Origin of the sequence: Paenibacillus sp. (assembly GCF_035645235.1) — a bacterium.
In the GTDB taxonomy this organism is placed as follows: domain Bacteria; phylum Bacillota; class Bacilli; order Paenibacillales; family YIM-B00363; genus Paenibacillus_AE.
Genome location: NZ_DASQMZ010000145.1, coordinates 1 through 24,644, shown reverse-complemented (window position 1 = coordinate 24,644; position 24,644 = coordinate 1). Strand labels below are relative to the sequence as shown.

The following is a 24,644-nucleotide window of genomic DNA, read 5'->3' as shown; positions in this document are numbered from 1 at the left end:
AAAATGTGATACAATAATAGATAACGAAAGCACTTACAAGGATGTGGGACGAATGAACATCAAGACCTTCGACCATCGCGCGGCTCCTTCCGAACGCAGCGTGCAGCGGCTGGTCCGCTGGATGACGGCCGCCGCTTGGGCGACGCTGCTCGTCGGCCTCGCGCTGAGCCTGGCGAACCTGCACCACTTCAGCGAAAGCAACACCTCGTTTATGATCGGCATCGGCTTTATGGTCGGCAGCGTTCACATTTATGTCATCCGCACGGCGATCCATCTCGTCCATGCGCGCGCGCCGCAGTCGCCGGACCACGACGCAAAAATCTAGTCCAGACGCGGTACATCCGCCTCCAAGCTATCGGCTTGGGGGCTTTTTTTGCGCGTTCGGGGACGTTTTCGTCTAAAGCGTGAATACAATTTTACCGAATTGGGGCGAACGTTTGACAGATTTGCAAAGTGGGGTCCGTTCCGGCCGCGATTTTGATAAGCTAGGAATACAAGAGGTTCGTGAATTTCATCACAAGCTAACGAGCTGCAATTCGAAAGACTCACAGAAGAGGTGGAAAACGATGCGAACGCGATTTTTCAAATACGCGCTGGCGCTGCCGACCGTTCTGCTGCTGGCCGCGGCGTTCTTATCCGGCTGCGGCGACCCGATGGTGTTGGATCCGAAAGGGCCGATCGGCGCGGCGCAAAAAGATCTCATTTATATTTCGACGCTGCTGTGCGTGATCATCCTCGTGCCGGTGCTGGCCTTGACCGCCTATATCGTATACCGTTACCGCGATCGCGCGGACAACACGGCGCCTTACGAGCCGGAGTGGTCGCACAGCGCGAAGCTCGAGACCGTCTGGTGGGCGATCCCGATCGTGATCATCGCGATTCTCGCCGTTATTACCGTTCGTTATACGCACGAGCTGGAGCCTTCCAAGCCGATCGCGTCGGAGCAGGAGGAGCTCGTCGTGCAGGTCACCTCGCTCGATTGGAAATGGCTGTTCCAATATCCCGAGCAAGGTATCGCTACGGTCAACTACTTGTATATTCCCGAGGACCGGCCGATCCGGTTCGAGCTGACGTCGGACGCGCCGATGAATTCGTTTTGGATTCCGCAGCTCGGCGGACAAATTTATACGATGTCGGGCATGGCGATGACGCTGTATTTGCAGGCGGACGATCCCGGCGTTTATTACGGCTCCGGCGCGAACTTCAGCGGCGAGCACTTCGCCGATATGACGTTTTACGCGACCGCCGTGCCGCAAGCCGAGTTCGACGCTTGGGTCGCCGAGGTGAAAGCGACGTCCGAGCCGCTCACGACGGAGGGCTACGAGGCGCTCGCCGCGCCGGGCACGACGCATGTACAGTCGTTCTCGGGCATCCCGGAAGGGCTGTTCCACGACATCGTCACGAAATACGTCGTCGACGGGCATAACCCGCACGCCGGCCACGGCGCCGCGGCCGCGAAGGACGCGGGCTCGACGCACGACGCCCATGACGCCCATGACGCCCATGACGCAGCGCATGGTTCCCACTAATCGAACGTACTAGAGAGGAGTTCCCTATGGATACCATCCGGCAATTCGCATCCGAGTTTTTCGTGACCGGCGACCCGCTCATCCTGGGCGCGCAGGTCAGCATCGGCCTGACGATGGTCGCCATCGTGTTCGTCCTGTCCTACTTTCGCAAGTGGGGCTGGCTGTGGCGCGAATGGCTGACGACCGTCGATCACAAGAGAATCGGCATTATGTATATTGTGTGTTCCCTCCTGATGTTATTCCGCGGCGGCGTCGACGCCCTGCTCATGCGGACGCAGCTCGCGTTCCCCGGCATGGAGTTTCTGCACGCGGATCACTATAACGCGATATTCACGACGCACGGCGTCATCATGATCTTGTTTATGGCGATGCCGCTCATGTTCGGCCTGTTCAACATCGTCGTGCCGCTGCAGATCGGCGCGCGCGACGTCGCCTTCCCGTTCTTGAACTCCTTAAGCTTCTGGCTGTTCTTCTGGGGCGCGATGCTGTTCAACATGTCGTTCGTCATCGGCGGCTCGCCGGACGCGGGCTGGCTCGCGTATCCGCCATTGTCGGGCCTCGCCGGCAGTCCGGGCGTAGGGCAGAACTTCTATATTTGGGGCATCCAGATTTCCGGCATCGGGTCGCTCGCGACCGGCATTAACTTTATCGTTACCATTTTGAAAATGCGCGCCCCCGGCATGACCTTAATGAAAATGCCGATGTTTACGTGGTCGGTGCTGTCGAGCTGCATCACGATTATTTTCGCTTTCCCGATTCTCACGATTACGTTGTTCTTGTTGTTTATGGATCGTTACTTCGGCGCTCACTTCTTCACGTTAGATGCGGGCGGCAATCCGATGATGTACATTAACCTCATCTGGATGTGGGGCCACCCCGAGGTATATATCGTCGTCCTGCCGGCGTTCGGCATCTTCTCCGAGGTCGTCGCCACGTTCGCGAAGAAGAAGCTGTTCGGCTACACGTCGATGGTCGTCGCGATGATTTCGATCAGCGTCACCTCGTTCTTCACGTGGGCGCATCACTTCTTCACGATGGGCTCCGGCGCGAACGTCAACGCGTTCTTCGCCGTCACGACGATGATTATCGCCATCCCGACCGGCGTGAAAATCTTTAACTGGCTGTTCACGATGTACCGCGGCCGCATTCAATTCACGACGCCGATGCTTTGGACGCTCGCGTTCATTCCTTGCTTCGTCGTCGGCGGCATGACGGGCGTGCTGCTCTCCGTCGCTCCGGCGGACTTCCAGTTCCACAACAGCTACTTCCTGATCGCGCATTTCCATCAGGTGCTCATCGGCGGCGTCGCGTTCGGCTACTTCGCCGGACTCGCGTACTGGTGGCCGAAGATGTTCGGCTTCACGCTGCACGAGGGACTCGGCAAGTGGGCGTTCTGGACGTGGAACATCGGGTTCTACGTATGCTTTATGCCGCAGTACTTCCTTGGGCTGGACGGCATGACGCGCCGGATGTACACGTACGATTTCGACATGGGCTGGGGACCGCTGAATTTGATCTCGACGGTCGGCGGCTTCCTGATGGGCATCGGCTTCTTGTTCCAGGTGTGGCAGATCGCTCACAGCGTGAAGTTTATGAAAAGGGACGTCACCGGCGACCCGTGGGACGGCCGGACGCTCGAGTGGTCCATCCCGTCGCCGGCGCCGCTGTATAATTTCGCGACCGTGCCGACCGTCTCGGAGACGGACGATTGGTGGGCGACGAAGCAGCGCCGCGCGGCGGGCGTTCCCGAGGCGCCGGCTCCGGAGATCGCACCGATCCACATGCCGAAAAACTCTTCGATTCCGTTCATTATGTCGTTCTGCTGGTTCGTCGCGGGCTTCGGCTTCGTCTTCGACTGGCTGCACTTCGTCATCCCGGGTCTTCTCGGCGTAGCGGCCTGCATGATGGCGCGTTCGTTCTCGTACGATACGGATTACTATATTCCAGCAGATGAGGTGCGCCGCACGGAGGCGGCGCTGAGAGGAGGCAAGGCATAATGGCGGCAACGCATACGCATGGGGCTCCCGGCGCGCACGATGCGCACGCGGACCATGGGCATCACGACCTGGAAGGCATGAAGACGTTCGGCTTCTGGCTGTTCCTGATCACCGACGTCATTTTGTTCGCGACCCTCTTCGCGACGTACGTCGTGCTGCGGAACAATACGGCCGGCGGTCCGACGGGCGCGGAGCTGTTCAGCATGCCGATCGTCATCGTCAGCACGTTCATCCTGCTGACGAGCAGCTTTACGAGCGGCCTCGCGGTGCTGTCGATGCAGCAGGGGCGGCTGCGCGGCCTGATCGGCTGGCTCGCCGTCACGGCGGCGCTCGGCGCCGCGTTCGTCGGCTTAGAGATTTACGAGTTCACGCACATGGTGCATGAAGGCGCGACGCTGCAGACGAGCGCATTCCTGTCGGCGTTCTTCACGCTCGTCGGCGCGCACGGCTTGCACGTCACCGTCGGCCTCGTCTGGATGATCGGGCTCATGCTGCAGCTTCGACGCCGCGGCATCACGCCGGTCACGGAGCGCAAGGTCAACGTACTAAGCTTGTACTGGCACTTCCTTGACGCGGTGTGGATTTTCCTCTTTACCGTCGTATATTTGATGGGGGTGATGTAACATGGCGGCGCACGACAATCATGGGGCGGCCTACGGCAACCACGGCTCCCTGAAATCCTATATTATCGGCTTCGTCCTATCGATCGTGCTGACGGTCGTGCCGCTCGTCGCCGTGCTCGGCGCGGACCTCGGACGAACGGCGACGATGATCGTCATTCTGGCGGCGGCCGTCCTGCAATTCGCGATTCAGCTGCTGTTCTTTATGCACCTGCGCGAAGGCGAGAACGCGCGTTGGAACATCATGTCGCTGCTGCTGGGCGTACTGATCTTAGTGACCGTCGTCGGCGGCTCGATATGGATTATGACCTATAATACGGTCGCACATTAACGGCGGCTTGCGCACAAGAAGGCCATGGGTTCCGGCGACGCCGGAACTCATGGCCTTCTTCTTTCTTTGTCGCGGAAGAACGCGTTCGTTATAACGGTTTTTGCTTAACTCGGCGGTATGCTCAAAATTTGCGCATTCCCCTAACGTTACCCGCCGCCGCTCGCCCCGATCGCACACGCCCCGAGCCGACCGCCGTCCACCCCATGCCGCGAAATGCTCAAATTTTGCGCTTAACTCGCCGTGATGCTCAAAATTTGCACTTAACTCGCCGTGATGCTCAAAATTTGCGCTTTTCCCACGTTACCCGCCGCCTCTCGCCTCGATCGCACACGCCCCGAGCCGACCGCCGTCCGCCGCACGCCCGGAAATGCTCAAATTTTGCGCTTAACTCGCTGTTATGCTCAAAATTTGCTCTCTTCTCACGTTACCCGCCGCCGTTCGCCCGTTGCCACACACTCCGCGAGCCGACCGCCGTCCGCCGCATGCCGCGAAATGCTCAAATTTTGCGCTTAACTCGCCGTTATGCTCAAAATTTGCGCTTTACCCACGTTACCCGCCGCCGCTCGCCCGATCGCACACGCCCCGAGCCGACCGCCGTCTGCCGCATGCCGCGAAATGCTCAAATTTTGCGCTTAACTCGCTGTTATGATCAAATTTTGCGATTAACTCGCCGTGATGCTCAAAATTTGCGCTTTCCCCCACCGCCACCCGTAACGGATGTTTTCCGGACATAACCGCCCGAAATCAGCCGTTACGGGAACGGCCTGCGTCTTCCGCCCGTGCGCGCTCGCGGTATTCCGTCGGCGATACGCCCGTTTCGGTTTTGAACACGCGGTTGAAGTGGCGCACGTTGCGGAAGCCCGTCCGCTCGGCCACCTCCGTTACGAGCTCGTTCGTCGCGGCGAGCCGCCGCTTCGCCGCCTCGACGCGGATCGACGTCAGCCGCTCCACGAACGTGGCGCCGGTCCGCTGCTTAAACAACGCGCTGAAGTAAGCGGGATTCAGGAACAGCATCTCCGCCATGCGGCCGAGCGTAATCGGCTTCTCGTAGTTCGTCTCCATATAGCGGATCGCTTTCGCGATCGGATCCGTCGGCCGATCGGCGCCGGACGCCGCGACGCAGGCGGCGAGACGCCCGAAGAGCGAGCCGCACAGCTCGGTCAGCTCGTCGCTGGCCGAAATCGAGCAGACGTCGAACAGCAGCTCGCGCACGTCCTTCTCCCCGAGCCAGGCCTTCGCCACGCCCCACTCGGAGGACAGCTCGTAATAGCGGATGACGAGCTTGCAGATGTGGCGGTGCACCGTCTGCGGCGTCGCCGCCATGCGACACAGCTCGGCGGCCGCTTCCTTCGCGCGGGCGTCGGCTTCGTCCGCCCTGCCGCCGGCGATCGCCCGCTCCAGCGCCTCCCACGACCATTCCCGCGGCTCCGCGGCCGCCGGCATGCCGGCTTCCATCGTGCGCTCGTACGCGAGCACCTTGTCGCCGCCGACGATGAGCCGGTGCAGCAGCGCGATCTCCGCCTCCCGGTACGACTTCGCGAGCGACGCCGCGCCGGGCGCGAGCCGGCCGAGCCCGATCGTCACCGTCAAGTTGGAGAGCGATTTGATTTGCAGCCGAATCGACTCGGCCATCTCGAGATGCTTTCGCATCGCGTCTTCCCCGCCGTCCGAGTTCAGGAGCGCGACGACCTCCGAGTCGTTCAGCACGAAGCAGAAGCCCTTCGTTCGGCGGTCGACGATTTCCTGCACGAACTGCTGGATATACAGCTGAAACAGCGACGGATCCTGCTGCCGGTACCGATCCGGCCCGACCGACCGTTTATCGAGCTTCACGGTCATGCACATAAAGCAAGGTTTGTCGAACCGGATGCCGATCGTCTCCAGGCGCCGGACGTCCTCCTCGGCGACGGTCCCCCGCAGCAGAACGGCGGCCAGATGCTCCCCGAGCTGCTCTCGCGTCCGGCGGTGATCCTCCCTCGGCTCCGCCGCCGCGCCTCGGCGTTCCGCGCGCTCCCGCACCTCCGCCTTCAGCCGCTGGAGCAACTTCGCCAGCTCCTCCCGCTCGATCGGCTTCATTAAATAATCCTTCGCCCCGTGCTGCATCGACTGCTTCACGTAGGCGAAATCTTCGTAGCCGCTGACGACGGCGCTGACCAGCTCCGGGAACCGCTCCCTGGCGATCTTCTGCAGCTGCAAGCCGTCCATGCGCGGCATCCGGATATCCGTCAGCATCACGTCGGGCCGCCGCTCCTGAAGCAGATCGAGCGCTTCGTAGCCGTCCCGGGCGTCCCCGACCACATTCCATTCCGGATCGAGCGAAGCGATCATCGAACGAAGCCCTCGCCGGAAAATCGCTTCGTCATCCACGATGACGATGTTCGGCATCGTCTCCCTCCTTCGTCTCCGACGGCTCCGCTGGACGGATCGCCGGCAGCGTCATGATCACCTTCACGCCTTGGTACGGCATGCTCTCCAGCGTAAGGCCGTAAGGCGCTCCGAAATGCAGCCGAATGCGCCGATGCACGTTCAACAACCCGTTGCCGGTGGCGCCGCCGATGTCCCTCGCCGAGCGGAGCCGCTCCTGCAGCGATTCGAGCCGCTCGCTCGTGAGGCCCACGCCGTCGTCCTCGACCGTAAGGCGCAGCGTTCCGTCCTCGGCGCAGCCGCCGAGGCGGATGCGTCCGATGCCGACGCCCTTGTCGATGCCGTGGTTTAAGGCGTTCTCGACGATCGGCTGCAGCAGCAGCGGAATCATGCGGCAATCCAGCGCGGACGGCTCGATGTCGCAGACGTAATCGATCCGCTCGTCGTACCGCAGCTTCTGAATCGCCATGTACCCGTTCACGTGCTCGAGCTCGTCGCGAAGCGTCACCGTCTCCTTGCGGCTGCCGAGCGAGTAGCGGAGCAGGCGGCTAAGGTTGTTCGACATCAGGACGATCTCCTTGTTCCCCTCCAGCTCCGCGTACATGCTGATCGAACCGAGCGTGTTGTATAGAAAATGCGGGTTGATCTTGCTTTGCAGCGCCGCGATCTGCGCGTCCTTCTCGCGCAGCTCCGTCTCGTAAAGCAAATAACCGAGCTCGCTTAACTTCGAAACCATCGTGTTGAACGCGTGGCCGAGCCGGCCGACTTCGTCGCCGCTCGCGACCGGGAAAGACACCTGCAGGTCGCCCTGCTCGACCTTGCGCATCAGCCGGCTCAGCTTGCGCAGCGGCTTCGTCACGCCGAACGCGAACAGCGCGGAGAGCGCCATCGCGAGCCCGACGAACGCGACGCCGAGGAGCGCGATCGAATTGCGCAGCACGACGCTGTCCTCCATCAGCTCCCGCACGGGCACGGCGCTGACCGTCGTCCAACCGGTCACGCCCGAGGTGACGTGGGAGACGAGCAGGCTGCCGACGCCCGGGACGTTGAGATGACGCACCCCTTCGCCCGCCAGCAAGCCGATCGACGCCGGATCGCCGACGCCGAGCGTCGAGCCGATGACGAGCCGCCCGTTCTTGTCGGCGATGTACAGCGATTCTTGCTCGCCGAGCTTGACCTGCGTCAAGATGTTGCGGACCGCGGTCGGATCGATGTCGATAACGATGTAGCCGAGCGTCTCGCCCGTATCGAAGCTGCGCAGCTCCCGCGCGATCGAGAACACGCGGTAGACGGTGCCGCTCGTCGAGACGATCTCGTGCGTCGTGATGAACGTCGGCTGCCCGAACTGTCCTTTGGCGCGCTTCAGCCATTCGGCGTCGTCGTCCAGCTTGTAGGACGTAATGTACTGGCTTTCCGGCAGCACGACGTAAGACGCGCCCCGCTCTCCGTAGAGCGAGACGCCCATAATGTCGACCCGGCCGTTGATGAATACCTTCGAGACGAAGCCGTTCAGCTGCTCGATCTCCTCGAGCGTAAGCGGCTGGCCCTCCTCGCGCTCGGAGCCGAGAAAGTCGAGAATCTCTTCGTACTGGTACGGCATCAGCGACAGTCGGTTCAGCTCGTTCATGTACGTATCGATGTTCAGCGTCACCTGCTTCAGCGTTTGCAGCTGGTAGGCGCCTACGTTGCGTTCCATCGTCCGCTCGAAGCCGGCATAGGCGAACCACGCCAAGGCGCCGAACGGGACGACGATGAGGACGCAGTTGACGACGATCAATTTTTTGGCGAGCTCCTGGTCGGTAAACCGCCGAAGCAAGGTGCGGATCCAAGTCATGAGGGCGTTCTCCTTACGGCCGCAATTCGGTATCGATCGTCTCGTCGGCGCGGCGCAGCGCCTCCGCTGGCGTCTGGCGCTTGTAAATCATCCGCTCGAACTCCCGGATGAGCACTTCGATCATCGACCACTGCTTGACATGGCGCGGCCAGTACGCGACGTAGTCGGCCGTCGCCGCGTAATCGCCGCGATACTTCAGCGCGCGGAGCGCCTCGCCCTCGACGACCTTCGTGAGGCTCGGAACGTGGCCGGCCGCGGCCCACAGCTCCCCATGCTCGACCATCCAGCGGGCGAACGTTAGAATCGCGTCCCGCTTCCCGTCCGCCATGTCGTGCCGGGTCGGGATCGCCAGCGTATGCGAATCTCCCCATACCGCCGGGCGGTCGTACAGCACGGGCATCGGTACGACGCCGAAGTCGAGCCCCGGCGCGTGCTCGAAGGCGCCGGTGCCCCACATGCCCGTAATCAGAACGGCCGCCTTCCCGTCGTAGAACAGCTTGAACGCGTCGTTGATGTCCGGCGGAATGAACTCCTTCTCGTACAAGCCGTTCACGAATTCAAGCGCTTCCAGCGCCTTCGGGTTATCGAGCGCCGCCGCCGTCGCGTCGGCGTTGTAGAAGACGCCGCCGCCCTCCATTTGGTTGTATAAGCTCCACCAGAGCCAGACGGAGTCGATGCGCGTGCTCGGCTGCGCCATCGGCGCCACGCCGGACGGCACCGCTTCCTTGATGCGCGCGAGGAACGACTCGAAGCCCTCCGGGCCTCCCGCGATGGTCGGCCTCCCTTCCTCGTCCAGCAAGCCGGCCGCCGCGAGATGTTTCTTGTTGTAATACAGGACGAGCGCGTGCGTGTCGAGCGGCACGGCGTACATGCGCCCGTCGTACGTCGCCGCATCCAGAATGTTCGGGTTAAAGCCGCCGAGCTCGAGGCCGGCGCGCTTCGCCGGCTCGGTAACATCCTCGATATAGCCGTTCTGCACGAATTGCGGCAGGCTCGTCGTATGAATGATCGCCACGTCGGGCGCGTTGCCCGCGAGGATAGCCGTGCGCAGCCGTTGGTAATAATCGTCCAGCCGGGAATTCGTCTGTTTCACTTGAATGTCGGGATGCTCCGCGTTGAAGCGGTCGACCATCTCCGTCATAAATCGGTTGTCGCCGCCGCTGAACGGCGTCCAGTATTCCAGCCGGTAGGCCGGAGCCGGTCCCTCGGCCGTCTCCGGCGCGGGCGCCTCGCCGCCGCCGGCGCAGCCGGACGACAGCGCGAGCGCCACCGGAAGCAGGGCGAGCTTCATGCGGGTGTAAAGACCGTGTCGGTCCACCGGTGCGGCCCCCTCTTATCGTCGTAACGTCAAGTCGATCGCGTCGATCAAGAGCGCGCCCGTCGCGCCGTCGACGACGAGCTCGTTCGCGCCTGCCTTCAGCTTTACCTCCGCGACGAACGGCTCGAACCGGGTCCGCTCGCCCGCCGGCACGTCGATCGTCGCCGCCGCGCCGCCGTTCGCGCGTAAGGCGACGCTCGCCGCCTCGCCCCCGTTCGCGGCGTACACCGTCGCGACGTACGTCCCGGCGGCCGGTACGCGCACGTTCGCGAAGCGGACGGCCGCCCCTTCGGCGGCAGGCAGCTCGGCGACGCCCCAGCCGGACGCGAACGGTTTCGACTCGGCGGCCGCCTCGCCCTCCGCCTGCGCGTTCTCCGCCTCAAAGCGCGGCAGCTCGATCGCGAGCACGCGCCAGCCTTCGCCGCCGGAGGCGATCGACAGCGCATTGGCGCCTTCTCGCAGCGGCGCGCTCGCATACGCGTAGCCCGTCTCGCCGACCGCCGTCGGCGGGAGCTCGACGTCGCCCGCGGGCGCGCCGTTCGCGGACAACGCCGCGGCGACCGAAGCGCCGCTCTCGTTCGTATAGTGCACGAGCACAGGGACGGTCGTATCGACGCTCGACGGCAGCAGGTCGAACGTCAGCGCGCCCCCCGCCGACGAAGCGTGCTCGGCGCGGAATACGCCGGAGCCGGACGGCGCCGCGATCGCCGTCTCGAGCGGCAGCGCCGGTCCGAACGAAGGCATGCCGTCCTCGGACCAGATGACCCGCTGCGCGCGCGCCTTCCGGTTGTTCCAGCCGTCGGAGATGCCGCTCGTGGCGTGATAGACGATCCAATCCTCCGTCCCGTCCGGCGACGTCGTGAACGAGTTGTGGCCGGGGCCGTAGACGCCTCCTTCGTCGTTCATCGTCAGCAGCGGCTGCTCCGCTTTCTTCCAGTTTTCCGGCACGAGCGGGTCCGCGCCAGGCTCCAAGACGAGCATGCCGATGCTGTAAAACGGCGTCCAACTGCCCGCGCCCGAATAAAACAAGAAGGTGCGGCCGTTCCTTTTCAAAATCGCTTGCCCTTCGTTAATGTACGGCGGCCCGCCCATGCGCTCCCAATCGAGATCCGGCTTCGACAGCAGCACCCGCGGCCCGCTAACCGTCAGCGGGTCGCTCATCGGCGCGATATACGTGTTTTGCGCGATGTTGACGTCGCCCTCCCAGCCCGACCAAATAAAATACAGCTTGTCGTCCAGCTCGAGCGCGAGGCCGTCGATCGCCCACTTGTTCGTCTCGTCCGTCACTTGCCCGCGGAACGTCCACGAGCCCATCGGGTCGTCCGTGTCCGCCTCCAGCGCATACATGCGGTGGTTGTCGTTCAGGCCGTTGTCCGCGGCGAAGTAGATGTACCATTTTCCGCGGATGAATTGAATTTCCGGGGCCCACAGGTTGGCCGAATACATCGTGTCGACCGGCGGGTACCAGACGATCTTGCGCTCCGCCCCGCGGAAATCGAGCGTGCGCGACTTCATCACCATCACGTCGGTTCCGTTGTGCGTGAACGTCATGTAATAATAGCCGTCTTTATATACGACGCTGGGGTCCGGCGTGTCGATGTCCGCCAGCGCGTTCTTGAAGGTGCCGCCATGTCCGGCATAGGTCCCGTTCGCCGACGCGTCCGGCGACCGGTCGCTCATCCCTTGCAGCAATGCGATTCCTCCCCCGATCAGTACCATGATGCTCGCCGCAAACAGAGCAAGCGCTTTCTTATTTCTCCATCGACCCATCCCGATCCTCCTCGCGCGGCCGCTATTTGATGCCGGATTGCGTGATCGCCCGAACGAAAGAGCGTTGTCCGAAAATGAACACGAGCAGCACCGGCAGCGCCGCGATCGTCGTCATCGCCATCAGCTTGCCATATGCTTGAGTATAACTCCCATGGGCCATCATGGCGATCCCCGCCGTAATCGTGCGCATGTCCGGCGACGTCGTCGCGTACAGCGGCCAGACGAAATCGTTGTAGATGCCCATAAACGTAAAGATGCCGAGCGTCACCATGATCGGAACGGAGGACGGCAGCAGCACGCTGGCGTACACTTGCCACTTGTTCGCGCCGTCGATGCGCGCCGCTTCTTCGATTTCTCTCGGGAAAGAAACGAAGAACTGGAACAGCAAGAAGACGCCGAACGCATACGCCGTATACGGCAGAATCAAGGCGTAATAGGTGTTGATGAGCCCGAAGGCGTTGAATTCGAGATACATCGGCAGGAACGACAGGACGCCGGGAATCATGAGCGAAGCGACGAACATCGGAAACAAGACGCCTCGCAGCGGCACGTCCGGCAGTCTTGCCAGCGCGTACGCCGCCATGGAGTCGATCCACAGCACGAGTACGGTGCCCACGACCCCCGCGAACAGCGAATTGAAAATCCAGCGCGTGATCGGCACGTTCATCAGCTCCCCGGTGAGCCCGTCGACGAAGTTGTCGAGCGTCGGCTTCTTCGGGATGAAGTTCATTTGGCCGGCGAGCGCTTCGAAGTCGTTCTTGAAGCCCGTCGAAAGCATCCAGACGAGCGGCAGCAGGAAGACGACGGCCGTCGCGCAAGCGACTAGGACGAGCAGCGCGGTTCTTGCCTTGTTCATATCGATCTACCCCTTCCTTCCGTAGGTCAGCCGGTACTGCACGACGGATATCGCCATAATCAGCAGCGCCATCAAGACGGCCATCGCCGAGGCGGAGCCGATTTCCTTGCGGATGAACGCCTGATCGAGAATATTAATGAGGAGCACCTTCGTGCTGTCGCCCGGGCCTCCGCGCGTCAGCAGGAACGGCTGCGCGTAAATATTGAACGACGCGATCGTCGACGTAATCAAGACGAAGAGCATAACGGGCCGGATCGAAGGCAGCGTAATGCTGACGAACTGCCGCCACGCGCCCGCGCCGTCGATGGAAGCGGCCTCGTAGTGGTCCGCCGGCACCTCGTTCAGCGCGTTGACGAAGATGACCATATTAAAGCCGATCGTCCACCACAGCGTCGCCAGCACGAGCGCGATCCACGCCCAAGGCCGGCCTGTCAGCCAAGGCGCCGGGTCGAGGCTGAGCTTGCTTAAGAAGCTGTTGATGAAGCCGGCGTTCGTATCGAACATCATAAGCCAGATGACGGCCATGACCGACGCGGACAGCGCGTACGGCAGGAAGTAAAACGTGCGGAACAATCCCTGAATGCGGCGGGGCAGCGCGTTCACGAGCAGCGCCAGCGCGAGGCCGAGGAAGATCAATAGCGGCACGGAGTAGACGACGAATTGAAGCGTCGCCCATAGGCCGTTGAAGAACAAACTGTTCAAGTACGTATCGGGCGTGAAGATGCTTGCGTAATGTTTGAAGCCGACGAACGGATGCTCGGTAGAGAGCAGCTCGAATTCGTGCAGGCTGATATAGATGCCGTATAAAATCGGGAACAGCAGAAAGACGAGAAAACATGCCAAATACGGCAGAACGAACAACAGCGAAGTGAACCGGGACCGCCAGGACGCCCTCAGCAAGACCGCCGCCTCCTTTTCCTATTTCGAAAATGATGGGGAAAAAGACGGGAGACTTCGTTCGCTCTCCCGTCTTTCCGTATGAGTATCGTTCGGCCGTTACTTGCCGATCGCCTGCCGCGATTTCGCGGCCGCGTCGTCCAGCGCTTGCTGCGGATCCTTCTCGCCGAGCAGCGCGCTGCTCAGCTCGCCCCAGATCGGCTCGGAAATCGTCGGCCAGTTCAGGACGTTCGGCGCGAATTGGACATGCGCGAAGCTTTCCGCGATGATGCTGTTCGGCAGCGCCTTGAACTCATCGCTCTCGAGCATCGGCTTCGACGCGAGCGCCTGGCCCGATTTCGCCCACTCGATCGAATTCGAAGCGACGTACTTCAGGAAGTCGCCGACGGCGTCGATCGTCGCTTCGTCCTTCAGGCTCGCCGGGATGACGAAGTTGTGCGATCCGGCGAAGACGGCTTGCTTCGCCTTGCCGAGCTGCGGCATCGGCGCGAGGCCGTAGTTGATGCCGGCTTCGTCGAACTGTCCCTTCATCCAAGGACCGTTGAACTGAATCGCGTTCTTCCCTTGGAGGAACAGCGTGTTTTCGCCGTCCTGCTGCACGTTGCCCGGAGAGATGCCGCGATCGACGAGGCTGCGCATCCATTTGACCATCTCGACCGCTTCCGGCGAGTTGTACGCGACGTCGGAGCCGTTCCACATTTCGCCGCCGTTTTGCCAGACGAGCGTCGGGAAGATGAACTGCTGCGGCCAGAGCGTCGGCAGCACATACCCGTACACGCCTGCGCTTGCGTCCGTCAGCTTCGTGACGGCCGCTTCGAACTCTTCCATGTTCGTCGGCGGCCCGGCGATGCCGGCCTTCTCGAACAAGTCTTTGTTGTAGTACATGACGAGCGGGTGGATGTCGAGCGGAATGCCGTACCACTTGCCGTCGATCGTCGAGTATTCGACCGGCGCTTCGACGTAGTCGCCCTTCACGATGCCTGCGGCGTCGGCGAGCGGCTCCATCGGCGCCAGCTGCCCTTTGCTTACGTACGTCGGAATTTGGTCGACGTGCATAATCATGAGATCCGGACGGTCGCTGTCGGTGCTAAGCGCCACGTCGAGCTGCTTGTAATACTCCCCGCTCGGCTGGATGACGAAGTCGACCTTCACGGCGTCCTGCGAGGCGTTGTATTTCTCTACCATCTCCTGCATGAACGCGCCGTCCGCGCCGGAGAACGGCGACCAGAACAGCACCTCCGTCGTGCCGCCGCCGCCTCCGCCGTTCCCGCCGCTGCCCGTCGAAGCCTTGCCGCCCGAATCGCCGCCGCTCGTTGACGCCGAGCACGCCGAGCCGATGACGGCCAACGCGACAAGCAGCGCCGATAACCTCAATTTGTTTTTCACTTTCAATTCCCCCTCGTTCGATTGGATACTCGCTTGCATGGCTCCATCTTACCGAGGCGGGAGGAGGGATAGAATGTCGTTTTTTTGGGGAGACCGGACATTTTTTTAGATCGTGCGCGTCGGTTGCGAAGACGCTTCCTGCGAGGGTATGCTATAAACGCACGCCGATCTTCTTTCGCGCGTGTCTAATTCAAGGAGGCTTCGCATTCATGCTGGACTTCGAACGCAAGCTCGCCGTCTTCGCGTCGTACCCGGAGCTGACGCGCAAAGACGTCTCGCTCGGCCGCGTCAACTTTCATTACGAGCAAAGCCGGCACGAGAAAAAAACCGTCGGCTACCATTTGCATCCGAACGGCAACGGGTACGTATACGCCGGGCTGATCCCGGGGGCCGAGACGGACCCGAAGGGCTTCGTCAACATCCGCGAGGCGTCGGAGGCCGAGCTTCGCCGGTGGATCGAAGCGTCGATCGACTCGCTGCGCGGCGAACCGTCGGACGACCGGACCGCGCGGCCGACCGCAGACGGCGCATCGGCCGGCGGCGCATCCACTGGCGGCGCATCCACTGGCGGCGCATCGGCCGGCGGCGCCCGCCCCGACGCCTCCGCGCCGGCCCGTTGGACGCATCCGGACGGCCAGACGCTGCTGGTGACCTTCGAGGACGAGCTCTGGTACGTATTCTCGGGTTCGAATCTCGAGGCGGCGTTCGAAACGTACGAAGAGACGGAGGCCTATTTACGAGAGGAAGGCTTCGCGCGGGCATAAGACGCGTCCCGCGCCCCGGACTCCCGACGCCGCCGAACGTACGCCAAAGAGGGACCGCGGCGCTATGCCCGGTCCCTCTTCGCGATCAACGTCCGATTGCGCCCTTCCTGCTTCGCCCGATACATCGCCTCGTCGGCCGCCTCGAACACCTGCTCCGGCGTTACGCCGTCCGCCGGAAACCCGGCGAGCCCGATCGAGACCGTCACGGGCCGCCCCGCCGGGCTCGGCGTCCGCTCGAGCGCCCCGCGAAGCCGCTCGGCGGCCGGATACGCCGTCGCCGCGTCGAGCTCCGGCAGCAGCACGACGAACTCCTCGCCGCCGAACCGATAGCATCGGTCGCTCGGCCGCAGCGCCGCCTTCGCCGTCTCGGCCAAGAAGCGCAGCACCTCGTCTCCGACCGCATGCCCGTATGTATCGTTGATCGCCTTAAAGCGATCGATGTCCATCACAAGCAGCGCGAACGGCTCTCCCGCCGCGATCCGCCGCTCCACGGCTTCGTTCATCGCGCGGCGGTTCGGCAGGCCGGTGAGCGGGTCCGTCATCGCTGCGGTCGTCAGCCGGTCGCGGTGCTGCTGCATCGCGCGCATCGCGATGAGCATCGACTTGCCGAGCGCGTCCGCCTCCCGGTTCCAATGTCCCCCGAGGAGCGACTCCGACACCCGCTCGCCGTCCGACAGCTTGCGCGCCACGCCCGACAGCACGACGAACGGCTCGGCCAAGCGCCTCGCAAGGTATACCGCCGCGACGAGCATCAGGAGGCACAGCGGTACGGCATAGGCGAGCCGACTCCAGGTTTGCCGGGCGAGCGCCCGCTCGACGGTCGTGAGCGGCGTCTGCGATACGATGCCCCATCCGTTCTCTTCGACGGGATAGTAGCCGGCTAAGAACGCACGGCCCCTTGTGTTCGTGACCTGCATACGGCCTTCCCGCCCGCGCATCAGCTCCTGCACGACGGGGTTGCGGACGACCGACTCGCCGAGGCGATCCGAATCGGGATGGTACACCAAGTTGCCGTTCCCGTCCACGATATACGTGTAGGAGCCGGAGGCGAGAATCGTACCGGTGCCGAACGCATCGGACAATACGTTCGACTGCTCCAAGTAAACGGTGCCCGCCAGCATCCCCAGGTACGCGCCGTCCGCCGCGAAGATCGGCTCCGACAGCAGAACGATCAGCCGCCCCGTGGCGCCGACGTAAGGCTCGGAGACGTAAGTCGCCCGCGAGCGCAGCGCTTCCTGTCCCGCGGCCGAGGAAAGCGTCTTGCCTTGGAGGCCGAGATCGGACGGCGACGTCGTCCGGACGACGCCGTCGGCGCTTACGAGCAGCATGGAGTTGAACAGCATGCCTCCGCCTTCCCGCAGCAAATCGAGGCGCGCCTGCGCGCCCTCCGCGTCCTCCCACGTCTTCCCGACCGCCTCGCCGCCGTACCGGAGCGAGGATTTCATCGACCGAATCAACGAGTTCATCGTGACGGCCATTTGCTTCGCGGTCGCCTGATTCAGCTCCAGCGTCGTATCGTATAAGAGACGCTGCTCCGCGCGGTACCCGGCGGCCAATTGCAGAACGGTTGTCATAAGTACCGTAAAAACAACAAGTCCACTGCATAAGATCATAAAGCTGATCTTACCAGTGGAGCGATGTTTGCGTCGAAACATGATGAACATGCTCCTCTACTTTATCCGTTGGATCCCGCGTTCGCGCCTGCGAGGCTGCTTTCGTCCGAGCCGGAACGCTCCGCGGCTTCTCTTCTTTGCAGTTCTTGCTCGAGGATGTCGATGAATTCCGGATCCAGGTCGTATCGTACCGAATCTCGGTACACTTGGAGCAATGTTTCGAAAGGCAGCTTACGAATCATTGTTTCGCCTCCTCCTGCGCGGATCGACTGCTTCCCCCCTACTGTACCGCACCGCGCCGGGAGGAACCATACGAATTCGCGCGCGCGAAATTTGTTGGAAGAGGATGAAATATGCGAAAAAAATAACGCCCGCGACGAGCGGGCGGCGTTCGTGCCTTACGCATCATTACTTTTTCCCGATGACCAGCTTATAGCCGACGCCGCGGATCGAGTCGATCTGAACGCTTTGCTGATTCATCTCAAGCTTCTTGCGGAGCGACGAGACGTGCACGTCCACGGTGCGCTGCCCGCCGACGTAATCGAAGCCCCACACGACGTTCATCAAGTCGTCCCGCGTGACGACCATGCCCGGACGCTGTACCAAATACAGCAGCACCTCGAATTCCTTCGGCCGAAGCTCGATCGTCTCCCCGCCGATCGACACCTCGTACTTCTCCGGATAAATCGTGAGGCCGCCCACGGCGATCACCTTCTCTTGCGCGGCCTCCTCGGAAGGCGCGCCGCCGTCGCCGGAGCCGGACCGACGCAGCACCGCGCTGACGCGAGCGAGCAGCTCGGCGACGCCGAACGGCTTCGTCATATAATCGTCCGCCCCGAGCTTGAGCCCTTGCACCACGTCGTTCTCCGCGTTGCGCGCCGTCAAAATAATAATCGGCGTCCGGTCGCCTTGCTGCCGCAGCTTCGTCAGCACCTCGAAGCCGTTCAGGCCCGGCAGCATAATGTCGAGCACGATGAGATCGTATTTGCGGCCGGACGCGGCGAGCAAGCCGTCGCCGCCGTTGTCCGCCGTATCGACGGCATAGCCCTCTTGGGTAAGGTTATAAGTTAAAAGACGGGATAAGGTCGGTTCGTCCTCGATCACCAATATATTGTGCGGCATGGAATCCCCCGTTTCCCCGAATGCGTTCATACGAACCATAGTACCACAATGTACCGAAAATGAAACCAGCGCCCTACTGCAGCACGGGCAGCTCGACGATAAATTTCGTGCCCATGCCGAGCGTGCTCTCCACTCGAATCGAGCCCTTATGCAGCTCGACCAGATGCTTCACGATGCTGAGCCCGAGCCCCGTGCCCCCGGAGAGGCGCGTCCTCGCCTTGTCTACGCGGTAAAACCGCTCGAAGATGCGCGGCAAATCTTTCTTCGGAATGCCGACGCCGTAATCCTGCACCGTGATCCGCACGCGATCGTATTCGTCGGGGCGCTCGGGATCGGCGGGCAGCGGCTCCACGAGAACCCGTACCCGCCCCTCGTCGTGGGAATACGTAATGCCGTTCGCGAGCAGGTTGATGAAGATTTGCTGCAGCCGATCCTCGTCCGCCTCGATGTACACATCCGAATCCACGACCGCCTCGAGCTCGATCCGCTTCTTGCCCGCCTCGGTCGCCATCATATGAAAGATGCGTTCGACGAACGACTTCATCTCCACGGGAGAATATTGCAGCGGCACCCGCTTCGACTCGATCTTCGACAGGTCGAGGATGTCGCCGATCAGCCGGTTCAGCCGCTCGCTCTCGTCGTAGATGATTTGCAGGAACGCCTTCGACGTCTCCGGGTCGCTCGCCGCCCCGCCGAGCAGCGTCTCGGCGAAGCCCTTCACCGCCGCGATCGGCGTCTTCAGCTCGTGCGACACGTTCGCGACGAATTCGCTGCGCATGCGCTCGAGCCGCCGGATGGCGGTAATGTCGTGCAGCACAATTAGAATGCCGGCGTATTCGTCGTTCGCGACCGTCATCGGCACGAGGTGAATATCGAACGTGCGCTCCTCCGGATAGTGGAAGACGACCTCGCCCCGCAGCGGCTCCCGCCGCTGGAAGCATTCGGCGACCATGCGGGTCAGCTCCTGATGCGTTTTCGCGTGCGTGTACGTCTGGCCCAGCAGCTCCGCGGCGGTGAAGCCGAGCTGCTCCTCCGCCGATCGATTGAGCAGCACGATCTTTCCGTCGCGGTCGATCATGACGACGCCGCTCGTCATGTTCTCGAGCACGCTCTTCAGGCGGCTTTCGTCCTCCTGAATTTGATGCATCTGGAATTGCAAGCTCTCGGACATCTTATTGATCGCATGTCCGAGCTGCCCGATCTCGTCGCGGCTCGGGATCGTCACGCGCGCGCGATAATTCATATTCGTGATCTGATTGGCGACCCTCGTCATCTTCTCGATCGGCCCGGTGAGGCTTTGCGACATCCGGTGGGCGATCAGCGCCGTGACGAGCAAGATGACGAGCATGCCGAAGCCGAAATACGACGCGATGCGCCGCGTCTCTGCATCGAGCGGCGACAAGCTTTCGCCGAACCGGACGAAGCCGACGCCCGCGCCGCCGAACGATGCGGGAATCGCAACGTACATCGTCTGCACGCCGACCGCGGGATCGCGCCGAATGTCCATGCCGGGCTTGCCCGACCTCGCCTTCGCGATCTCCGGGGGCGGTCCGTCCGCGTCGACGGCCGAAGCCCCCGTCCCGGAATCTCCGAGCATGGCGCCGTCCTCGTCGAAGAAGGTGACCCGCGCGCCCGTCTTGCGGGCGATGCGGGCCGCCTCCGTGCGGAACATCTCCCCGTCCACGGAGCGCGAAGCCACGTAATTCCAGTCGACGGTCGCCGCATACATCTCGAGCTGCTCCGCCAATCCTTCCTCGAGGGCTTGAATTTGCGAGTCGCGCATCACCGTAATCGTGAAGATGCCGGCCACTCCGTTAGAGAGTCCGATGAAGAAAATAAAAATAAGCGTTAATCGGTTCCGAAACTTCAGCATTAGCGGAAGACCGGCTCCTTGAACGATTCCAGCTTCTCGAACGAGCTCTTATCGACATCCGCGTGCAGGCTGTTTCCGTGGGAATCCATCGTCACGATCGCGGCGAAGCCTTCGACGTTCAGATGCCACATCGCTTCCGGGATGCCGAATTCCATAAAGTCGACGCCGTCCACGCCTTTGATCGTCTCGGCGTAATATTGCGCCGCGCCGCCGATCGCGTTCAAATATACGCCACCGTGCTCCTGCAGCGCCTTGAGCGTCTTCGGCCCCATGCCGCCCTTGCCGATGACCGCCCGAATGCCGAACTTCTTAATAATATCGCCCTGATACGGCTCCTCGCGAATGGACGTCGTCGGACCGGCCGCCTTCACGTGCCAGCCTTGCTCGTCCTTCAGCATGACCGGTCCGCAATGGTACAACGCGGCGCCGTTCAGGTCGACCGGCGCGTCATGATCCATAAGATGCTTATGGATCGCGTCCCGCCCCGTGTACATGCGGCCGTTCAGGATGACGACGTCGCCGACGCGCAGCGAACGAACTTGCTCTTCCGTAATCGGCGTCGTCAGTACGACCTCGCGGCGGCCTTCCCGCTCCGAGGCGGCGGCGATTGCGTCCGTCGACGTCTCGGCCGCCGAAGCCGCCTCCTTCGTTTCGTCCATCGACTCGGCCGTGCCCCGCTCGTATACCCACTCCTTGATGCCGCCCGTCGCGGCGTCCAGAATGACGCCTTGGCGACGGAACGCCCAGCAGTTGTACGCTACGGAGACGAAGAAGCTCGCCGGCAGCCGATTGTTGACGCCGATCTTGCAGCCGAGCAGCGTCACCTCGCCGCCGAAGCCCATCGTGCCGATGCCGAGCTTGTTTGCGTTTTCCAAGATATAGTCCTCGAGCTTGCGCAAATCCTCGTGCTCGTTCACGTCGTCGACTTTGCGGAACAGCTGCTGCTTCGCGAGCTCATAGCCCGTCGTCCGGTCGCCGCCGATGCCGACGCCGATGAAGCCGGCGCTGCAGCCTTGCCCTTGCGCTTGGTAAACCGCATGCAGGATGCACTTGCGGATGCCGTCGAGATCGCGTCCGGCCTTGCCGAGACCCGGCAGCTCCGCCGGCAGGCTGTATTGGATGTTTTTATTTTCGCAGCCGCCGCCCTTGAGAATCAGCTTCACCTCGACGTCGTCGCGCTCCCACTGCTCGAAATGAATGACCGGCGTCCCCGGGCCGAGATTGTCGCCCGTGTTGTCGCCCGTGAGCGAGTCGACGGAATTCGTCCGCAGTTTGCCGTCCTTCGTCGTGCGCGCGATCGCCGAGCGGATCGCCCGCTTCATCTCGAGCTGATTGGCGCCGACGGGCGTATGCACGACGAACGTCGGCATGCCGGTATCTTGGCAGATGGGGGAGACGTTCGTCTCCGCCATCGTAATGTTGCGCGTAATCGTGCTCATCGACAGCGCCGCCCGCGTTCCTTCGCTCTCGCGCTTCGCGCCCGCCTTGATGGCGCGGCGGACGTCCGCCGGCAAATTCGTCGACGTCTCGACGATGAGATCGTACATGCTTTGCTCGAATCGTTCCATGGTCGGTATGGCTCTCCTCTCGTTCCTGACGATCATATATTTATATGTTCTATCATATCATACCGCGCAATAGGAAAAGAACCGCCCCGCGCCGGAAAACGGCGCGGAGCGGCTCCGCTTGACGCCGCGGCTATTCCGCGGCGACGATCTCGTCGAGCGTCTTCTCGAACGACGGCGCCAGCCGCTCGAGGAAATACGTCACCTCGGGCATGTCCAGCTTTCGCAGCGACGCCTCGAGCTGCGTCTTCGCGACCGCGAACTCGCGGTTGCCCGCGGTCAGCTCGGACATCGACTTCAGGTATGCATCGAGCAAATCCGCCGCCTTGACCCACCGATACAGCTCGTCGTCGTGCGATTGGATGAGCGGCGCGTATACCGCCCGAAGCTCCTCGGGGATCATGCGCACGATGTTCTCCTCCGCCGCGCGTTCGATCTCCCGAAAGCCGTTCCGAACGGCCGGGCTGCTGTGCTTCACCGGCGCCGCCACGTCCCCGACGAACACCTCCGTCGCGTCGTGGAACAGCGCGATCGAGACGACCTTGTCCGTCGGGACGGCTTTGCCGTACACTTCGTTCGCGATCGTGCAGAGGAGATGCGCGAGCGCCGCCACGAAATACGAATGGACGGCGACGGATTCTTTATGCGTATTGCGCATCAAGCTCCATCGTTCGATGTAACGCAGCCGGTACAAATAGGAGAAGAAATGGCTCTCCATATCCGCCGCTTACAAGACGCCCGGGTAGTACATGAGGAAGAGCAGGACGAGCACGAGCAGGGAAGCGGCGCCGCTGAACGCCGACAGCTTGCTCGCGTCCTTCGCGGCCGCCGCCTTGCCTTCGCCGCCGTGCGCGATAATCCGTTTCAGCGGACCGGCGATCATGCCGGACACCGCGCCGAGCGCGACGAACAGCACGATGACGACGATCATCCAAGCGACAGACAGCTCGTACTTGCTAATGAGGTAGCCTCCCGTTAAAAACTGCACGATCAACAGCCACTGGCCGACGCGATTCAACCCGAAGATGCTGCGGGCGAAGCCGACTTGCGCCTGCGGGTTTAAGCCCTTAAGCTTGCTCACCACGAATGGGAGCAGTAAGTAAAAGCCTACAGTAAGCGCGCCTAGCACATGTAAAAACAACACGATATCCGTCATTCCGATGTACCTCCGTCCGTTTTCGCTGGAATGTTTCTCCCTCAAAGTATAGCTTATCCGGGAAACGTTTTCCAACGCGGGCCCGACGAACCCCCGCGCTACGTCTTGTTTTGCTCGAGCAGCGCGTCCCGATCGATCGCGTGGGGAGGCTCTTCCAACCACCCGTGCTTGATCAAGATGTTGATGCCGTCCTCCGCGAACAGGCCGATCTCCCCGATGAGCTTCAAGTATTGCATGGCCAAATCCCGCCGCTGGGAGACCGACAACGCGGCCCCATAGAACGCCGCCGAGGCCGAAATCAACGTAGAGACATGGAACAGCATCAACTTATCGGAGAAAGGCGGCGGCGTCGAATCCGTCACTTCGGACTCCCATTTCCGAGGGAGCGGGAGGTCGTTTTCCGTTAACCGTGCTCCTAGCGATTGGAATTGTTCCTTGCATAAGGCGACGCCCCGTTGGAGATAGTCTCGAATTTCCTTCGAGCCCGTCACCTGGCTGAACGCCGACTCCAGCACGATTTTTACTTGAATCTTGACCATATTGAAAAACACGCTGCTGATTTCGATCGCGTTGAGCGGCCGTTCCTTGCCGAACCACCCCGCCAAATACCCTTGGCGCTCCACGAATCGGACGGGCTGCGACGCGTTCAAAATCGGCGGCTTGACGTACAAGCCTTTCTGCACCATTGCATCGAGAACCCGGTTGAACAGCTCCATCGTCTCCTCGTTGCACGCGGTGAAATACGCTCTTTGGTCCGAGCGGGACGAGGTACTCAGCGCGCCGGCGTAGCTCGTCAACCCCAATAAACTCATCACATGGAAATACGCTAACAGAAAATCGTCCGAAAATAAGGCCGGGGCCTCGGGGTTGATTAGGTCGGCTTCGGTAAACCCGATCGGAATCTCATATCCGTCCGCGCTTAGGAACGCCCGAATCTTCTCTAGATGCGCTAGAGACAACCCCTGTGCGAACTCGAGGATGGATCGTACCGACGGATCCTGGGCTCTGGACAAGGAATGCTCGGTAAATCGTACGGCTAGGCTGTCGTTCATATACTGCGTCCATAGGTTCGCGACTTCGGCCGACGTCAGCTTCGCCCGAGCATCGTTCGCCGGGGCCGCTTGCGGTTTCACGCCTAAGCGCGTAGGCATGTCGGGTCACTTCTTTCTTCGTAGTATCACCGCTCGCGCGATCCAAGCTTTCTGCTATCAATTATCATGGTTATTTCCGTTGAAGTTATTCATTTCCTTTCGTGATTTTCCCCATTGGAAAAGGCTGCACCCCCGCGGTTTCCCGCGGTCATGCAGCCTCTTCCGTCCCTGCTATGCGTCCGTCAGCCTTGAACGATCTTCATCACATTGCGCACCGATTCCGCCGACTTATCGAGGGCGACCTTCTCCTCCGGCGTCAGCTCGATCTCGATGATTTTCTCGATCCCGTCGCCGCCGAGCACGGTCAGTACGCCCATGAATAGGTCGGTATAGCCATACTCGCCCTGAAGCAGCGCGATCGTCGGAAGAATGCGCTTCTTGTCCTTTAGAATCGCTTCCGTCATCTGCACGAGCGACGCCGCCGGCGCGTAGTAGGCGCTGCCGTTGCCGAGCAAGCCGACGATTTCGCCGCCGCCGGTGCGCGTGCGCTGTACGATC

At 61.9% G+C, this 24,644-nt stretch carries 21 protein-coding genes and 1 pseudogene; 6 read left to right on the top strand and 16 right to left on the bottom strand.

Annotation, left to right across the window (positions count from 1 at the left end; genetic code table 11):
- Positions 1 to 52: 52 nt before the first annotated feature.
- The 5 genes from VEZ38_RS14480 (at position 53) to cyoD (ending at position 4,477) form a co-directional block, all read left to right on the top strand.
- Positions 53 to 325, top strand: a complete 273-nt coding sequence (locus VEZ38_RS14480) for a hypothetical protein (RefSeq protein WP_324894594.1) — start codon at positions 53 to 55, stop codon at positions 323 to 325.
- A 241-nt stretch (positions 326 to 566) separates the two neighbouring features.
- Positions 567 to 1,529: a ubiquinol oxidase subunit II gene (cyoA, locus tag VEZ38_RS14475; RefSeq protein ID WP_324894592.1), complete on the top strand. Its 963-nt coding sequence runs from the start codon at positions 567 to 569 to the stop codon at positions 1,527 to 1,529.
- 26 nt (positions 1,530 to 1,555) lie between these two features.
- Complete coding sequence (locus VEZ38_RS14470) at positions 1,556 to 3,526, top strand: cbb3-type cytochrome c oxidase subunit I (protein ID WP_324894590.1); 1,971 nt, start codon at positions 1,556 to 1,558, stop codon at positions 3,524 to 3,526.
- A complete protein-coding gene (gene cyoC, locus VEZ38_RS14465; protein WP_324894588.1) occupies positions 3,526 to 4,149 on the top strand; it encodes a cytochrome o ubiquinol oxidase subunit III in 624 nt (207 codons plus the stop codon). The genes VEZ38_RS14470 and cyoC overlap by 1 nt, the downstream gene beginning before the upstream one ends.
- A 1-nt stretch (position 4,150) precedes the next feature.
- Positions 4,151 to 4,477 (top strand): cytochrome o ubiquinol oxidase subunit IV, encoded by a 327-nt coding sequence (gene cyoD / locus VEZ38_RS14460; protein WP_324894586.1) that lies wholly within the window; start codon positions 4,151 to 4,153, stop codon positions 4,475 to 4,477.
- Positions 4,478 to 5,221: 744 nt separating this feature from the next.
- On the opposite strand, the gene VEZ38_RS14455 is transcribed toward cyoD, so the two are convergent.
- The 7 genes from VEZ38_RS14455 to VEZ38_RS14425 form a co-directional block, all read right to left on the bottom strand.
- Positions 5,222 to 6,862, bottom strand: coding sequence for a response regulator (locus VEZ38_RS14455; protein ID WP_324894584.1), 1,641 nt, complete (start codon positions 6,860 to 6,862; stop codon positions 5,222 to 5,224).
- Entirely contained in the window at positions 6,837 to 8,675 is a 1,839-nt protein-coding gene (locus tag VEZ38_RS14450; protein ID WP_324894582.1) for a sensor histidine kinase, read from the bottom strand. The genes VEZ38_RS14455 and VEZ38_RS14450 overlap by 26 nt, the downstream gene beginning before the upstream one ends.
- Before the next feature lie 13 nt (positions 8,676 to 8,688).
- A complete protein-coding gene (locus VEZ38_RS14445; protein WP_324894580.1) occupies positions 8,689 to 9,993 on the bottom strand; it encodes an ABC transporter substrate-binding protein in 1,305 nt (434 codons plus the stop codon).
- 15 nt (positions 9,994 to 10,008) lie between these two features.
- Complete coding sequence (locus tag VEZ38_RS14440) at positions 10,009 to 11,763, bottom strand: family 43 glycosylhydrolase (RefSeq protein ID WP_324894578.1); 1,755 nt, start codon at positions 11,761 to 11,763, stop codon at positions 10,009 to 10,011.
- A 22-nt stretch (positions 11,764 to 11,785) separates the two neighbouring features.
- Positions 11,786 to 12,619: a carbohydrate ABC transporter permease gene (locus VEZ38_RS14435; RefSeq protein WP_324894576.1), complete on the bottom strand. Its 834-nt coding sequence runs from the start codon at positions 12,617 to 12,619 to the stop codon at positions 11,786 to 11,788.
- 6 nt (positions 12,620 to 12,625) lie between these two features.
- Positions 12,626 to 13,519, bottom strand: coding sequence for a sugar ABC transporter permease (locus VEZ38_RS14430; protein WP_324894574.1), 894 nt, complete (start codon positions 13,517 to 13,519; stop codon positions 12,626 to 12,628).
- Positions 13,520 to 13,615: 96 nt separating this feature from the next.
- Positions 13,616 to 14,902, bottom strand: coding sequence for an ABC transporter substrate-binding protein (locus VEZ38_RS14425; RefSeq protein ID WP_324894572.1), 1,287 nt, complete (start codon positions 14,900 to 14,902; stop codon positions 13,616 to 13,618).
- 209 nt (positions 14,903 to 15,111) lie between these two features.
- Between VEZ38_RS14425 and VEZ38_RS14420 the strand changes: the two genes are divergently transcribed.
- The gene (locus VEZ38_RS14420; RefSeq protein ID WP_324894570.1) at positions 15,112 to 15,666 is read left to right on the top strand and encodes a hypothetical protein; all 555 of its coding nucleotides are present in this window, start codon (positions 15,112 to 15,114) and stop codon (positions 15,664 to 15,666) included.
- A 62-nt stretch (positions 15,667 to 15,728) separates the two neighbouring features.
- Here the strand turns inward: VEZ38_RS14420 and VEZ38_RS14415 are convergent, their stop codons facing one another.
- The 9 genes and pseudogenes from VEZ38_RS14415 to VEZ38_RS14375 all read right to left on the bottom strand — a co-directional run.
- Positions 15,729 to 17,321 (bottom strand): sensor domain-containing diguanylate cyclase, encoded by a 1,593-nt coding sequence (locus VEZ38_RS14415; RefSeq protein ID WP_324894568.1) that lies wholly within the window; start codon positions 17,319 to 17,321, stop codon positions 15,729 to 15,731.
- Between the two features lie 20 nt (positions 17,322 to 17,341).
- Entirely contained in the window at positions 17,342 to 17,521 is a 180-nt protein-coding gene (sda, locus tag VEZ38_RS14410) for a sporulation histidine kinase inhibitor Sda (RefSeq protein ID WP_324894567.1), read from the bottom strand.
- A 166-nt stretch (positions 17,522 to 17,687) separates the two neighbouring features.
- Positions 17,688 to 18,401 (bottom strand): response regulator transcription factor, encoded by a 714-nt coding sequence (locus VEZ38_RS14405; RefSeq protein ID WP_324894565.1) that lies wholly within the window; start codon positions 18,399 to 18,401, stop codon positions 17,688 to 17,690.
- A gap of 73 nt (positions 18,402 to 18,474) precedes the next feature.
- Complete coding sequence (pnpS, locus tag VEZ38_RS14400) at positions 18,475 to 20,274, bottom strand: two-component system histidine kinase PnpS (protein ID WP_324894563.1); 1,800 nt, start codon at positions 20,272 to 20,274, stop codon at positions 18,475 to 18,477.
- Positions 20,274 to 21,842 carry a fumarate hydratase gene (locus VEZ38_RS14395; protein WP_324894561.1) on the bottom strand — a complete coding sequence of 523 codons (1,569 nt, stop codon included), beginning with the start codon at positions 21,840 to 21,842 and terminating at the stop codon, positions 20,274 to 20,276. Before VEZ38_RS14395 ends, pnpS begins: the two co-directional genes overlap by 1 nt.
- A 130-nt stretch (positions 21,843 to 21,972) precedes the next feature.
- Positions 21,973 to 22,557, bottom strand: a complete 585-nt coding sequence (yfbR, locus tag VEZ38_RS14390; protein ID WP_324894559.1) for a 5'-deoxynucleotidase — start codon at positions 22,555 to 22,557, stop codon at positions 21,973 to 21,975.
- 9 nt (positions 22,558 to 22,566) lie between these two features.
- Positions 22,567 to 22,995: a hypothetical protein gene (locus VEZ38_RS14385; protein ID WP_324894557.1), complete on the bottom strand. Its 429-nt coding sequence runs from the start codon at positions 22,993 to 22,995 to the stop codon at positions 22,567 to 22,569.
- 98 nt (positions 22,996 to 23,093) lie between these two features.
- Entirely contained in the window at positions 23,094 to 24,146 is a 1,053-nt protein-coding gene (locus tag VEZ38_RS14380) for a DUF3231 family protein (RefSeq protein ID WP_324894555.1), read from the bottom strand.
- A 182-nt stretch (positions 24,147 to 24,328) separates the two neighbouring features.
- Positions 24,329 to 24,644: pseudogene (locus tag VEZ38_RS14375) on the bottom strand (malate dehydrogenase); the annotation flags it as partial.

Coding starts and splice junctions, on each gene's coding strand:
- yfbR (WP_324894559.1), bottom strand. CDS start 22,557: ATGGAGAGCCATTTCTTCTCCTATTTGTACCGGCTGCGTTACATCGAA.
- VEZ38_RS14480 (WP_324894594.1), top strand. CDS start 53: ATGAACATCAAGACCTTCGACCATCGCGCGGCTCCTTCCGAACGCAGC.
- cyoA (WP_324894592.1), top strand. CDS start 567: ATGCGAACGCGATTTTTCAAATACGCGCTGGCGCTGCCGACCGTTCTG.
- sda (WP_324894567.1), bottom strand. CDS start 17,521: ATGATTCGTAAGCTGCCTTTCGAAACATTGCTCCAAGTGTACCGAGAT.
- VEZ38_RS14415 (WP_324894568.1), bottom strand. CDS start 17,321: ATGTTTCGACGCAAACATCGCTCCACTGGTAAGATCAGCTTTATGATC.
- VEZ38_RS14455 (WP_324894584.1), bottom strand. CDS start 6,862: ATGCCGAACATCGTCATCGTGGATGACGAAGCGATTTTCCGGCGAGGG.
- VEZ38_RS14440 (WP_324894578.1), bottom strand. CDS start 11,763: ATGGGTCGATGGAGAAATAAGAAAGCGCTTGCTCTGTTTGCGGCGAGC.
- VEZ38_RS14435 (WP_324894576.1), bottom strand. CDS start 12,619: ATGAACAAGGCAAGAACCGCGCTGCTCGTCCTAGTCGCTTGCGCGACG.
- cyoC (WP_324894588.1), top strand. CDS start 3,526: ATGGCGGCAACGCATACGCATGGGGCTCCCGGCGCGCACGATGCGCAC.
- VEZ38_RS14420 (WP_324894570.1), top strand. CDS start 15,112: ATGCTGGACTTCGAACGCAAGCTCGCCGTCTTCGCGTCGTACCCGGAG.
- cyoD (WP_324894586.1), top strand. CDS start 4,151: ATGGCGGCGCACGACAATCATGGGGCGGCCTACGGCAACCACGGCTCC.
- VEZ38_RS14395 (WP_324894561.1), bottom strand. CDS start 21,842: ATGGAACGATTCGAGCAAAGCATGTACGATCTCATCGTCGAGACGTCG.
- pnpS (WP_324894563.1), bottom strand. CDS start 20,274: ATGCTGAAGTTTCGGAACCGATTAACGCTTATTTTTATTTTCTTCATC.
- VEZ38_RS14405 (WP_324894565.1), bottom strand. CDS start 18,401: ATGCCGCACAATATATTGGTGATCGAGGACGAACCGACCTTATCCCGT.
- VEZ38_RS14380 (WP_324894555.1), bottom strand. CDS start 24,146: ATGCCTACGCGCTTAGGCGTGAAACCGCAAGCGGCCCCGGCGAACGAT.
- VEZ38_RS14450 (WP_324894582.1), bottom strand. CDS start 8,675: ATGACTTGGATCCGCACCTTGCTTCGGCGGTTTACCGACCAGGAGCTC.
- VEZ38_RS14470 (WP_324894590.1), top strand. CDS start 1,556: ATGGATACCATCCGGCAATTCGCATCCGAGTTTTTCGTGACCGGCGAC.
- VEZ38_RS14385 (WP_324894557.1), bottom strand. CDS start 22,995: ATGACGGATATCGTGTTGTTTTTACATGTGCTAGGCGCGCTTACTGTA.